Origin of the sequence: Streptomyces atratus (assembly GCF_040655115.1) — a bacterium.
Classification (GTDB): domain Bacteria; phylum Actinomycetota; class Actinomycetes; order Streptomycetales; family Streptomycetaceae; genus Streptomyces; species Streptomyces atratus_D.
In genome coordinates, this window is record NZ_JBFAJH010000043.1 from 56,238 (window position 1) to 68,162 (window position 11,925).

General features: G+C 70.4%; 13 protein-coding genes and 1 pseudogene. 7 read left to right on the forward strand and 7 right to left on the reverse strand.

Annotated features, from left to right (window positions below; all coding sequences use genetic code 11):
- Positions 1–188: 188 nt before the first annotated feature.
- From AB0I23_RS31830 to AB0I23_RS31845, 4 genes are all read right to left on the reverse strand, one after another.
- A complete protein-coding gene (locus AB0I23_RS31830) occupies positions 189–380 on the reverse strand; it encodes a DUF1059 domain-containing protein (RefSeq protein WP_037688500.1) in 192 nt (63 codons plus the stop codon).
- 30 nt (positions 381–410) lie between these two features.
- Positions 411–656, reverse strand: a complete 246-nt coding sequence (locus AB0I23_RS31835; protein ID WP_359114524.1) for a hypothetical protein — start codon at positions 654–656, stop codon at positions 411–413.
- Positions 657–691: 35 nt separating this feature from the next.
- The gene (locus tag AB0I23_RS31840; protein WP_359114526.1) at positions 692–1,186 is read right to left on the reverse strand and encodes a sigma factor-like helix-turn-helix DNA-binding protein; all 495 of its coding nucleotides are present in this window, start codon (positions 1,184–1,186) and stop codon (positions 692–694) included.
- 62 nt (positions 1,187–1,248) lie between these two features.
- Positions 1,249–1,770, reverse strand: a complete 522-nt coding sequence (locus AB0I23_RS31845; protein ID WP_359114527.1) for a MarR family winged helix-turn-helix transcriptional regulator — start codon at positions 1,768–1,770, stop codon at positions 1,249–1,251.
- 157 nt (positions 1,771–1,927) lie between these two features.
- Between AB0I23_RS31845 and ilvA the strand changes: the two genes are divergently transcribed.
- The 3 genes from ilvA (at position 1,928) to AB0I23_RS31860 (ending at position 5,127) form a co-directional block, all read left to right on the forward strand.
- The gene (gene ilvA / locus AB0I23_RS31850; RefSeq protein WP_359114529.1) at positions 1,928–3,160 is read left to right on the forward strand and encodes a threonine ammonia-lyase; all 1,233 of its coding nucleotides are present in this window, start codon (positions 1,928–1,930) and stop codon (positions 3,158–3,160) included.
- A gap of 93 nt (positions 3,161–3,253) precedes the next feature.
- Positions 3,254–4,276, forward strand: a complete 1,023-nt coding sequence (locus tag AB0I23_RS31855) for an ATP-binding cassette domain-containing protein (protein ID WP_359114531.1) — start codon at positions 3,254–3,256, stop codon at positions 4,274–4,276.
- Positions 4,273–5,127, forward strand: coding sequence for an ABC transporter permease (locus AB0I23_RS31860; RefSeq protein WP_359114532.1), 855 nt, complete (start codon positions 4,273–4,275; stop codon positions 5,125–5,127). The genes AB0I23_RS31855 and AB0I23_RS31860 overlap by 4 nt, the downstream gene beginning before the upstream one ends.
- A 69-nt stretch (positions 5,128–5,196) precedes the next feature.
- On the opposite strand, the gene greA is transcribed toward AB0I23_RS31860, so the two are convergent.
- Positions 5,197–5,694 (reverse strand): transcription elongation factor GreA, encoded by a 498-nt coding sequence (gene greA / locus AB0I23_RS31865; protein ID WP_359114533.1) that lies wholly within the window; start codon positions 5,692–5,694, stop codon positions 5,197–5,199.
- Positions 5,695–5,897: 203 nt separating this feature from the next.
- Positions 5,898–6,314, reverse strand: a complete 417-nt coding sequence (locus AB0I23_RS31870) for a DUF4307 domain-containing protein (protein WP_359114534.1) — start codon at positions 6,312–6,314, stop codon at positions 5,898–5,900.
- A gap of 152 nt (positions 6,315–6,466) precedes the next feature.
- Here AB0I23_RS31870 and mca point away from each other — a divergent pair, with 152 nt between their 5' ends.
- Together mca and AB0I23_RS31880 are read left to right on the forward strand one after the other, a co-directional pair.
- A complete protein-coding gene (gene mca / locus AB0I23_RS31875) occupies positions 6,467–7,348 on the forward strand; it encodes a mycothiol conjugate amidase Mca (RefSeq protein ID WP_359114535.1) in 882 nt (293 codons plus the stop codon).
- Between the two features lies 1 nt (position 7,349).
- Positions 7,350–7,589, forward strand: a complete 240-nt coding sequence (locus AB0I23_RS31880) for a hypothetical protein (RefSeq protein ID WP_345515210.1) — start codon at positions 7,350–7,352, stop codon at positions 7,587–7,589.
- An 88-nt stretch (positions 7,590–7,677) separates the two neighbouring features.
- Here AB0I23_RS31880 and AB0I23_RS31885 read toward each other — a convergent pair whose 3' ends face one another.
- Positions 7,678–10,935: a tetratricopeptide repeat protein gene (locus AB0I23_RS31885; protein ID WP_359114536.1), complete on the reverse strand. Its 3,258-nt coding sequence runs from the start codon at positions 10,933–10,935 to the stop codon at positions 7,678–7,680.
- A 381-nt stretch (positions 10,936–11,316) separates the two neighbouring features.
- Here AB0I23_RS31885 and AB0I23_RS31890 point away from each other — a divergent pair.
- A pseudogene (locus tag AB0I23_RS31890) lies at positions 11,317–11,525 on the forward strand (hypothetical protein); the annotation flags it as partial.
- A 56-nt stretch (positions 11,526–11,581) separates the two neighbouring features.
- The gene (locus tag AB0I23_RS31895; RefSeq protein ID WP_359114537.1) at positions 11,582–11,842 is read left to right on the forward strand and encodes a recombinase family protein; all 261 of its coding nucleotides are present in this window, start codon (positions 11,582–11,584) and stop codon (positions 11,840–11,842) included.
- Positions 11,843–11,925 lie beyond the last annotated feature (83 nt).

The window sequence follows — 11,925 nt, forward strand, 5'->3', positions numbered from 1 at the left end:
GGGAGCGGGGTCCGGTGCGTGCAACTGCAAGCCGGAGGAACGCGGAGCGTTGCTGACCGACGACAACGCGGCAAGTGCGTGCCGGGGCCCGCGACCCCGGCGTGATCCGGGGGAGAGGCCCTGGAAGCAGTCCGGCAGCAGAGAACCGGACGGGCAGGCGCTCGTCCCGCCCGCCCGGCGTCCTGGGGTCAGGCGTCGACCTTCTCGTCCTCCAGCGACGCGCGGATCTGCTCCCGCAGCTCCGGGCTGTCGGCGTGTTCGTGGACGGAGACCGCGTGTTCCGTCGCGGCCCGCACGACTTCCTCCTCCTCACCGGCGATGGTGAGCGAGCAGTTCGTGACGCTCGGATGCTTGCGGCAGTCAGCGATCTTCCTGGTCATGACGGCCTCCTCGGCTCGTGCGACATGCCGTCACGTCCAGGATAAATCCGCAGGAATCCGGCCCCATGCCCCGTCCAGGGGAGGGGTCGTCGCCGCGGGCGGCACCTGCCAGGGCTGGACGACGATCACCCACACCGCGAAGGCGACCACCGCCACGCACAGCACGAACAGCACCAGCGCACGCACCGCACGGCGCCGCCGCAGCACCCGGCCGCCCTGCTCCGCCGCCCGCTCCGCCAGATCGGCGGGGACCAGCGGATGCGGCACCTCCAGCATCCGCCTGACCTGGTCCTCCTTCCGACTCTGACGGCTCATGGCGCCGCCCCCGGCAGCCGTACGGGCAGCCGCCGCGCCGTGGGCCTGCGGGTGCCGCGCATCGTGGCCACCGACCGGTTGCAGAGCGCCCGGACCCGGTCCACCGGAAGCCCCAGCAACGCGGCGGTCTGCTCCTCCGCGACCCCCTCGTACAGCCGCAGCACGAGAATCAGCCGCTCCCGCGGGGTCAGCGGATCCAACAGCCCACCGCGCGGCCGATGGTGCCGCCACGCCTCATGGGCGAACCGGATGGCCAACTCCTGCCGGGTGCGGTCGTACGGATCCTCGCCGTGCAGCCCGTCCCAGGCCGCGTACGTACGGGCCAGGGCGGCGGTCAGCAGTCGCCGGGCCCGTTCGTTCGCCCCGGGCGGCTGCGTGGGCTCGGCGGTGAGCAGGGTGGCGGTATGCAGCAGCCGTCCCGCGGCGCCCGCCACAAACGCCTCGAACTCCTGGGCGCGCCGCCGCTGAAGGCCTGCCTGCCGCTCTCGCACACCCACATCGGAGCGCCGGGGAGTCCCCCGGGTCAAGAGGTCGTGCAGGCGTATTCCAGTGGTCAGCCGCCCGTCGGCTGCTGCTGCCGCGCAGCCAGCGCCGTGTTGAACCGGGTCAGCAGCGTGCAGAACGTCTCGCGCTCCTCCGCCGTCCATTCCCCCGTCACCTGCGACATCAGCTCCCGCCTCGAGGCCCGCACCTCGTCCAGTCGCGCATGCCCGCGCGGCGACAGCTGAAGCACCACCGCGCGGCCGTCCTCCGGATGCGAGGTCCGCTTGACCAGACCGGTGTCGACGAGCGGCGCGACCTGACGGGTCACGGTCGAGGAGTCGATCCCCATGCCCGCGGCCAGCGCCTTGACGCCCATCGGGCCTTCCCGGTCCAGTCGGTTCAGCAGCAGATACGCCGCCCGGTCCATGGAATTGCGGACCTGGCCGACACCGCCGAGGCGGGTCTGCTCGGCACGGCGGGCGAAGACGGCCACCTGGTGCTGCAGAACATCGAGGAGGTGGTCGGGACCCGGGGATTCGGGGGTGGCGCCCCCGGAAGGAGACGCAGCAGTCGTCATGTCCTGAGGGGGCATGGCCGGGGGCTCTCTTCGTGCGGTGTTCGGATGGGTGGGGGACAGAGTACGCGGCCACGGGGCAACGCGTACCAGCGCTGCACAAACCTGTGGACAACGGCGCAGGACGGCACCAGCACGGCGCCCGGCCCCGCGTCCAGCTGCAAGACTTGCGGTTATGAATTTCCGTACGCCACACCCGTTCCCTCCGGTGATCCTCGACGACGTCCGCGGCGCACGGAAGATGCTCTCCGGCGTGGCCCGGATGACCCCGATGGAGGGCAGCCGTCACCTGTCCGGGCTGGTCGGCGCGCCGGTCCACTTCAAGTGCGAGAACCTGCAGCGGACCGGATCGTTCAAGCTGCGCGGCGCGTACGTGCGGATCGCCGGCCTCTCCCCGGTCGAGCGCGCGGCCGGGGTCGTCGCCGCAAGCGCCGGAAACCATGCGCAGGGTGTCGCACTCGCATCCGCGCTGCTCGGCGTACGCTCAACGGTCTTCATGCCCGTCGGGGCGCCGCTGCCGAAAGTCGCCGCGACCCGCGAGTACGGCGCCGAGGTCCGGCTGCACGGTCATGTCGTCGACGAGACCCTCGCCGCCGCCGAGGAGTACGCCCAGGAGACCGGCGCGGTCTTCATCCACCCCTTCGACCATCCGGACATCATCGCCGGACAGGGCACCGTGGGCCTGGAGATCCTCGAACAGTGCCCCGAGGTCCGCACCATCGTCGTCGGGATCGGCGGCGGCGGACTCGCCGCGGGCATCGCCGTGGCCGTGAAGGCGATCCGTCCCGACGTGCGGATCGTCGGAGTCCAGGCGGCGGGCGCCGCCTGCTACCCGCCGTCGCTCGCCGCCGGCCACCCGGTGGCGATCGGCTCGCTGCAGACGATGGCGGACGGCATCAAGGTGGGGCGTCCGGGCGACGTACCGTTCGGGCTCGTCCGGGAGCTCGTCGACGAGGTCCGTACGGTCTCCGAGGCCGAACTCTCCAGCGCGCTGCTGCTCTGCCTGGAGCGGGCGAAGCTGGTCGTCGAACCGGCGGGAGCGAGCCCGGTGGCGGCGCTGCTGAGCGACCCGGAGTCGTTCAGCGGACCGGTCGTCGCTGTGCTGTCGGGCGGCAATGTCGACCCGCTGCTGATGCAGCGCATCCTCACCCACGGCATGGCGACCGCGGGCCGCTATCTCAGCCTGCGGGTCCGGCTCACGGACCGCCCGGGTGCACTGGCCACCCTGCTCTCCGTGCTGACCGTCGCCGACGCCAACATCCTCGACATCGGCCATGTGCGGACCGATCCGCGGCTCGGACTCACCGAGGCGGAGGTCGAGCTGCATCTGGAGACCAAGGGTCCCGAGCACTGCGAGGAGGTCACCGCGGAACTGCGCGGTGCGGGCTACCTGGTGGTGACGGACTGACATGCCGTCAGGTTGGGCGTTCGCCGGGCGGGGAGAGGCGCACAAACCTAGGCTCTGTCGAGGAAGCCGACAATCGCTCTGGGGGAATCCCGTATGCCAGGCGCCATCTACGCCGAAGGTCTGGTGAAGACCTTCGGCGATGTACGAGCACTCGGCGGTGTTGATCTCGACGTTCCGGAGGGTACGGTCCTGGGCCTCCTCGGTCCCAACGGCGCAGGCAAGACGACTGCCGTGCGTGTCCTCACGACGCTGCTCAGACCCGACAGCGGCCGGGCCGTCGTGGCAGGCATCGACGTGCTGAAGAAACCCGACGAGGTACGCCGCTCGATCGGCCTCTCCGGCCAGTTCGCCGCGGTCGACGAGTATCTGACGGGCCGCGAGAACCTGCAGATGGTCGGTCAGCTCTACCAGATGAGCGGGCGCGACGCGAAGGCCCGCGCGGTGCAGCTGCTGGAGCGGTTCAACCTCGCCGACGCGGCCGACCGCCCCGCGAAGACGTACTCCGGCGGCATGCGCCGCCGCCTCGACCTGGCGGCGGCGCTCGTCGTCTCCCCGCCGGTGATGTTCATGGACGAGCCGACGACCGGACTCGACCCGCGCAACCGGCAGCAGCTGTGGGAGGTCATCGAGGAGCTCGTCGCAGGCGGCACGACGCTGCTGCTGACCACGCAGTATCTGGAGGAGGCCGACCACCTGGCGCATGACATCTGCGTCATCGACCACGGCCTCGTCATCGCCCGCGGCACCTCCGACGAACTGAAGGCCAGGACCGGCGGCGAGCGCGTCGAGGTCGTCGTCCACCACCCCGACCAGATCGATCCGGCCCGCGCCGTCCTCGCCAATCTCAGCAAGGGCGAGGTCACCGTCGCCCGGCACACCCGCAAACTGACGGTCCCGGTCCTCGGCGGCGCCAAGCTGCTCGCCGAGATCATCCGCGATCTCGACACCCGCGGGGTCGAGATCGACGACATCGGACTGCGCCGCCCGACCCTCGACGACGTGTTCCTCTCGCTCACCGGCCATGTCGCCGAGGCGCCGGAGACCGACGAGAACGGGACGGTCCCGGGTCCCGCCGCGCCGACCGGCAGGAAGGCCGGACAGGAGGTCAGGAAGTGACTGCCACGACGGACACGCCGCACCTCGCGGCAGCCCCCAGGGCGGGCGGAGGCATCGGCGGGTCGGTCCGCGACTCCCTCGTTGTCGCCAAGCGGAATCTGATCCGGATGACCCGGATCCCGGAGATGGTGATCTTCGGGCTGATCCAGCCGATCATGTTCGTGGTGCTGTTCAGCTACGTCTTCGGCGGCTCCATGATGATCGGCGGTTCCACCAGCCCCAGTGACTACCGCAACTTCCTGATGGCGGGCATCTTCGCGCAGACCGTGACCTTCGCCACCGCGGGCGCCGGTGCGGGCATCGCGGACGACATGCACAAGGGCCTCATCGACCGGTTCCGCTCGCTGCCGATGGCGCGCGGCGCGGTCCTCACCGGCCGTACGCTCGCCGACCTCGTCCAGACGACGCTCACCCTGGTCGTCCTCGCGGCTGTCGCCCTGCTGGTCGGCTGGCGCACCGACGAGAACGTCGGCAAGGTGCTCGGCGGCTTCGCGCTGCTGCTTCTGCTGGGGTACGCCTTCTCCTGGATCGGGGCACTGATCGGTCTGTCGGTCCGCACCCCCGAGGCGGCCACGTCGGGCGGTCTCATCTGGCTCTTCCCGGTCACGTTCGTCTCGAACGCCTTCGTGCCCACCGAGAACATGGCGAGCTGGCTCCAGCCGGTCGCCGAATGGAACCCGTTCAGCGCGACCGTCCAGGCCTGCCGCGAACTCTTCGGGAACCCGGGCGTCTCCCCGTCCGGTGCCTGGCCGATGCAGCATCCCGTCTGGGCCTCGCTGATCTGGTCCGTGCTGATCATCGTGGTCTTCCGGACCCTCGCGGTCCGCAAGTACCGCTCGGCGACCGTCTGAGGAACACGGCGAAGCCCCGGCCGTCGGCGGCCGGGGCTTCCTCGTGTTCTGCCGTGTCGGGTGACCGGCTCAGCCCGAGTAGGGCTTCGCCGCGAGGATCTTCACCGAGGCCCGCTTGCCGTTCGGCAGCTCGTACTCGGCGTCCTCGCCCATCTTCTTGCCGTTCACGCCGGTACCGAGCGGAGACTGCGGAGAGTACGTCTCGATGTCCGCGCTCGCGTACTCGCGCGAGGCGAGCAGGAACGTCAGGGTGTCGTCGGGGTCATCGTCGAACGCGATGGTGACGACCATGCCGGGCTCGACCACGCCGTCGTCGGCGGGTGCCTCGCCGACCTTCGCATGCTCCAGGAGCTGGGTGAGCTGGCGCACCCGCAACTCCATCTTGCCCTGCTCCTCCTTGGCCGCGTGGTACCCGCCGTTCTCCCGGAGGTCACCCTCCTCACGGGCCGCCGCGATCTTGACGGCGATCTCCGTGCGCGCGGGACCAGACAGGTGATCCAGCTCGGCCTTGAGCTGGTTGTACGCCTCCTGCGTGAGCCAGGTGACGTTTTCGCTGGTCTGGGTCACAGGTGCTCCTAGTCGGTACTGGATATTCAAGCGTCGGTACTGGGAATACAAAGCATCGCCCTACCCAGAAGCATGTGCCTCCACGGGTGGGCGAAACCACGAGCCTAACAATTCCCCAGGAAAAGGGGGAGCAGGTAAACCGCCAGGACTGTGTCAACGCAGGTCAGCGGCGATAACCGCAGGTCAGGGCCGGTCCGTGCCGGTCAGTTCGACGACCCGCCGTCAACCGTGCAGCCCAGCAGCTCGACGCTGGTCGCCCGCGAGGTCGTACGCAACGAGACGATCCGGTCGATCCGGTCGGAACGGTCGTCGAAACGGATGTCCTTCCGGGCCACGTCGCTGCCGTCCACCTGCTGGGAGCGGAGGGTGCAGTACCCCTTCGCGTCCTGGTCCTTGCGCACCTCGAGGTGGATGTCGACCCGGTCGTCCGAAGCGATCCTGAACTTGATCACCTCGGCGCTGATGCCCTGGCCGGCCACGTAGTCGTAACCGATCCAGCCGACCACGCCGAGCAGCGCGACGCCCAGCACCGAGCCGATGATCTTGAGCTTGCGATCCGCGCGCTCGTCCGCGGAGCGCCCGTAGCGGCCCTCCGGAAGTGCTTCACGCACCGCAGTCATGATCGTTCCTCCCGTACCGGGGATCGAGGAATTTTCCACCCCCCGGTTCGGTCACTATAGAAGCCGCCCACCCGCCACCCGACCGCCGCCCCACACCGACGTCCCTCCGGGACGGCGCCACTCGACGGCGACCAATCACTGAGGATCGAGTCTTGACTGAGCAGCTTCGACTGATGGCCATCCACGCCCACCCCGACGACGAGTCGAGCAAGGGCGCAGCCACCATGGCCAAGTATGTGTCCGAGGGGGTGGACGTGCTGGTCGTGACCTGCACGGGAGGCGAACGCGGCTCCATCCTCAACCCGAAACTCCAAGGCGACCCGTACATCGAGGAGCACATCCACGAGGTGCGGAAGAAGGAGATGGACGAGGCCCGGGAGATCCTGGGCGTCAAGCAGGAGTGGCTCGGCTTCGTCGACTCGGGGCTGCCCGAGGGCGACCCGCTGCCCCCGTTGCCCGACGGCTGCTTCGCACTGGAGGACGACGAGAAGGCGGCCGGGCGTCTCGTCCGCTCCATCCGCGCGTTCCGGCCGCAGGTCATCACCACGTACGACGAGAACGGCGGCTACCCGCACCCCGACCACATCATGACCCACACGATCACGATGATCGCGTTCGAGGGCGCCTCGGACCCCGAGACGTTCCCCGAGGCCGAGTTCGGGCCTGCCTGGCAGCCGCAGAAGCTCTACTACAACCAGGGCTTCAACCGTCCCCGCACGGTGGCGCTGCACGAGGCGCTGCTCGCCCGCGGCCTGGAGTCGCCGTACGGCGAGTGGCTGGAGCGCTGGAAGGAGTTCGAGCGCGTCGAGCGGACGCTGACCACGCACGTTCCGTGCGCGGAGTTCTTCGAGATCCGGGACAAGGCGCTGATCGCGCACGCCACGCAGATCGATCCGGACGGCGGCTGGTTCCGGGTGCCGATGGACATCCAGCGGGAGGTATGGCCGACCGAGGAGTACGAGCTGGCGAAGTCTCTCGTCGACACCTCCCTCCCCGAGAGCGACCTCTTCGCGGGCATCCGCGACAATGCCTGATATGTACGCGACCCAGGCACTGACCCACGTCGTTCCTCTCGCCGAGGAATTCGACAAGAACAAGGTGACACCCGGCGTCCTCGGCTTCCTCGTCTTCGCGGCGCTCGCGGTGGGCGTGTGGCTGCTGATGAAGTCCATGAACCGGCACATGGGCAAGGTGAACTTCGAGGAGGCGCCGGATCCGGACGCGGGGTCGGCCGGGGCCGACGTATCCGGGGCGGGGGCCGGGTCCGCGAAGTAGCGGGTTCCGGCGCAACCCGTCGGCGCCTTTGCCCTCGATCGCCGGACGGGCTTGAAAGGCCCGTCCGGCGAGAGTGCCGGGACGGCGGCTATGACCGTGCTTCCACTGCCACGCCCATGATTTCCCGGGCGTGGCGGGTCGGGGTCATGCCCAGGTGCCAGGCCTGCCAGCCGTCCTCCAGGTCGATCCCGCGGTTCAGCACCACGGTGAACGCCTCCGCGCAGTCCTCCAGCTTGCTGTCGCGGTTCGGGTGGCCGGCCCGGAGCAGGTCGGCGAGTTCCTGCTGGGCCACCACGGTGCCCACCTCCGTGCCGCCCGCCGACGCGTACGGCAGCAGAGTGCACCGCAGGAAGCGGGCCCAGTCGGTGCCCCGCGTGTCGCCGTACGAGTCGAACAGCTCCACCGCCTCGTCACACAGCGCGAGCGCCTGGCCGGCCCGGTTGTTCCCCGCGTCGACCAGGGCCAGTTCCAGACACGTCCACGCCTCGCCGTGGGCGACGCCGATGCGCCGGAAGTCGGCCCGTGCGTCGGCCAGGAGCTGACGGGCGAAACCCGAGTTGCGCAGATTGCCGGTCCGGGCGGCCCGCTGGTCGCGGGTGACCCGGCCCGAGTGATGCCGGGCACACGCCAGCCCGTACACGTCCCGCATCCGCGAGAACATCGTGCGCGACCGCTCCAGCTCCCGTACCGCCTGGTCGGTGTCGCCCGCCTCCTCCAGCGCCTGGCCCAGGTAGTACAGCGTCCATGCCTCGCCGCGCGCGTCCTCGTTGTCGCGGTGGCGGGACAGCGCCCGGCGCAGCTGGTCGACCGCCGGTTCCGCGTCGCCGTCGAGCAACCGGGCGCGGGCCAGCTGGGTCAGCGCCCACGCCTCGCCGCGCTCGTCACGGGTGAGGCCGTACAGCTCCAGGGCCGTACGCAGGGTCTCCTCGGCGCCGGGCACATCGCCCATCCGCAGCAGTACCTGACCCAGTTGGAACTGCGTCCACGCCTCGCCGTGCAGCGACTCGCCCTCCCGGTGCAGGGCCAGCGCCGTGTCGAGGAGGGTCAGGGCCTCCGCCAGGTTCGCCCGGTCACGCTCGACGGCGGCCAGGGCATGCAGCGACCACGCCCGGTCCTCGGCCTGTCCGCCGGTGGACTGCAGCGCGATCGCCTCGCGCAGCCGCGCCGACGCGTCGGTGAGATTGCCCTGGTGGTGCAGGGTGATGCCGAGCGAGCAGAGCGCCAGCGCCGTGCCCGCGTCGTTGTGCGCCTCGCGGTAGAGACCGACGACCGAGGACAGTGTGGTGCGGGCCTTGTCCAGCTCGCCGAGCTGCCGGGCCGCGATGCCCGTACGCCACTGGACCGACCGTTCCAGCAGTCCCTTGTCGACGGCCTGCGTCAGCTCGCTGATCTCGCCCAGACGGTAGAGGTCGCCGCGCAGCAGGCAGTAGTCGCACAGGGCGCCCAGCAGGTCCAGCACGGCCCCCTGGTCGACGCCCTCCGCGTGCCGCAGAGCGGAGGTGATGAAGCTCGACTCGTCGTCCAGCCAGCGCAGCGCCGCGTCCAGCGAACCGAACCCGTGCGAACCGAACTGCCCGGCCCGGGTGGACATCTTCCCGTCCACCATCCGGATCACCGCACCGGCCAGCTCCGCATAGTTGTGGATCAGCCGCTCCTGCGCGGCAGTACGGTCCGCCGCCTGCTCCTCGTCGTGCAGCCGGGCCAGGGCGAAGGCCCTTACGAGATCGTGCAGCCGGTAGCGCGTACCCCGCACATGGTCGAGCAGTCCGGCCCGGGACAGGGCCGTCAGCAGGGACTGCGCCTCCTGTTCCTCGGCGGCCAGCAGCGCCGCGGCCGCTGCCGCGCCCAGGCTGGCGCGCCCGGCCAGCGCGAGCCGGCGCAGCAGCCGCCGCGCCTGCTCGGACTGGTCGGTGTAGCGCAGCCACAGAGCCCGTTCGACGGGGGCGACGGGACCGTACGCGGCGAGTTCGGTGGCCAGCTCCGTGCGGGTACGCGGTCCGAGCGAGGAGCCCGCGACCCGCAGCGCCAGCGGCAGCCCGCCGCACAGCTCGGCGACCGTGTCGGTCGACTGGGAGTCGTACGGCCCCTGCTCCTGCTCCTGCGCCGACTCGCGCAGCAGCTCCTCCGCACCCGCCGCGTCCAGCGGGCCCACGGGCAGCTGATGCACCCACGCCGGAATGTCGGCAGGCAGGTCGAGGGGGGCGCGGGCGGTGACGAGAACCAGGCTGTCGGAGCGCTCCGGTATGAGCGTGCGGACCTGCGCCGGGTCGCCGGCGTCGTCGAGGACGATCGTCACGGGCGTACCGGTCAGATGCTGGTGGTACAGCTCGCTGAGCCGTCGTACCTGTTGCTCGGCGGAGGACTTTCCCCGGGATCCCGATCCCGCTCGATCGGGAGAGACCCCCTCGCGGAACAGCAGCTGTTCACGCGGCGCACCGAGCCGGTTCAGCAGGTGCAGCAGCGCGTCGCGGGTCGGCAGCGGGTTCTCGCCGGTGACATCGGAGCGCAGATCCACCACGCACGCGCCCCGGAACTGGTCCTTCAGCTCATGCGCCGCCTGTACCGCGAGCGTCGTGCGCCCGACGCCGGGCGTGCCGTGCAGGACGACGACGGTCGGCCTGGTCTCCGTCGACGCGCGGGCCGCGTGCACCCACTGGGCGATCTGCGCCAGCTCGGCCCGGCGGCCGGCGAACGGGCCGTCGGCGGCGGGCAGATGCCCGAAGGACTGGTCGAGCAGCGACCGCCTGCGGGCCGCCGCGCTGCGGTCACCGCCGCGCAGCTGCGGCATGACGGCGGCTGCCTTCTTCTTCGGCGTGCGTGACGACGCGGTCAGCATCCTCTGCTGGTCGAGAAACGGGCGGATGCCCCGTACCTCCAGGGCCGCCAGCCACTGCAGCCGCAACTGCTCGGGCCCGCCGGGCTGGCCCGCGGCGCCCGCGTGCCGGTGGGCGGCGGGCCAGTGCGAGGCGGTCACCTTGGCGACGGTGGCCGCGGCGCCCGCGACGGCGACGACGGCGCCCGCGCCGAGCGCCGGCCCCGGCGCCGTACCGAACGCGAGATCGGCGCCGAACGCAGCGGCTGCGGCAACCCCCGTGACCAGCAGTGGAGTTCCCATCACCGCCTTGCTGAACTGCTGCGACAGGGGTTTCTGCCCGGCCTCCATCGCATCGAGCGCCTGCGTGTACGCGGCGTACTCCTCGGCCGCGTCCGCCGCCAGTGAGTCGAGCGCCGCCCGCCCGCGCGCCATCAGCGCACCGGCGTCGGCCTTGCCCCCCGAACGGCGTACTTCTTCCTCCACGGCGCGTACCAACAGCCGTTCGGCTTCGGCCCGGTGGCTGTCCCGCATGTCCGTCCCCCTCCGAGAGCTTCGGTTCGGGACAAGTGTCCTGCGCGGGGCGGCTGAGCGCGAGAGAGCACGAGGGGCAAGTGGCAGCAGCAGAACAGCCGTTGCGCTCAGCCGGCGAGCCCGGATACCTGGTGGGGCGAAATCTTGCTGCCTGCGGTGACCCGGCTCGTGTTCGCGCGTTGAAATGACTGTCGGACGAATTCTCGATTCGGACCGGAAGGGGGTGGGCCGGATGATCCGTGCGTACACGTTCCTCATGCGGCCCACCGTGGGCCGGCAGGGCGCGCTCGCCGAGATACTGCGCGATCACTGTGGGGGAGGGGTCACTCAGGCAGGATGGAGGTATGCCGTCGGTGACGGTCAGGTGGGCCGCTTCTGTCCGGCTTCGGCGGCGCCCCGAAGTTCCCGCCGTCCATGACGATCGAGTTCCTGCTGCGCCACCACGCCCGCACCGGCGCCGAGGGCGCCCTCCAGATGGCCGCCGACACCTGTGAGGCGATGGCCAGGGCGGGATGTACGACCAGTTCGCCGGCGGCTTCGCCCGCTACTTGGTGGACCGGGAACGGGTCGTACCGCACTTCGAGAAAGTCCATGTCTAAGGTCCATCCCTTCCGTACCCTTTTCCTTGAAAGTGAAGGGGGTTGCGGTGCGCGAGGATCACGCGACACTGGTCGGGTTGGGGCTCAGCCAAGAGGAACCGCTCAATGAGGAGGGCCGCCGGACCCGGAGCGGGGCCACCTGGTCACCCACGGCCGTGAGCAAGCTCGCGCAGTCCCCGCTGTTCGCCGGCATGGTCCCGGTCCGGCGACGCAAGACGGACGAGCATGGTAATCCCCTGGACAGTTGGGAGGGTTCACAACTGCTGGGCACACAAGCCGCTTTGGCGAACATGGGCACGATTGAGTGAACGGTGCGACGATCTGTGGGCATGGCTGGCGGGGTGTGCGTAACGTTCTCGGTGCGATCTGGGACGCCGGGTGTGGCGTCAGC

Coding starts and splice junctions, on each gene's coding strand:
- AB0I23_RS31830 (WP_037688500.1), bottom strand. CDS start 380: ATGACCAGGAAGATCGCTGACTGCCGCAAGCATCCGAGCGTCACGAAC.
- AB0I23_RS31835 (WP_359114524.1), bottom strand. CDS start 656: ATGCTGGAGGTGCCGCATCCGCTGGTCCCCGCCGATCTGGCGGAGCGG.
- AB0I23_RS31845 (WP_359114527.1), bottom strand. CDS start 1,770: ATGCCCCCTCAGGACATGACGACTGCTGCGTCTCCTTCCGGGGGCGCC.
- ilvA (WP_359114529.1), top strand. CDS start 1,928: ATGAATTTCCGTACGCCACACCCGTTCCCTCCGGTGATCCTCGACGAC.
- AB0I23_RS31855 (WP_359114531.1), top strand. CDS start 3,254: ATGCCAGGCGCCATCTACGCCGAAGGTCTGGTGAAGACCTTCGGCGAT.
- AB0I23_RS31870 (WP_359114534.1), bottom strand. CDS start 6,314: ATGACTGCGGTGCGTGAAGCACTTCCGGAGGGCCGCTACGGGCGCTCC.
- AB0I23_RS31880 (WP_345515210.1), top strand. CDS start 7,350: ATGTACGCGACCCAGGCACTGACCCACGTCGTTCCTCTCGCCGAGGAA.
- AB0I23_RS31885 (WP_359114536.1), bottom strand. CDS start 10,935: ATGCGGGACAGCCACCGGGCCGAAGCCGAACGGCTGTTGGTACGCGCC.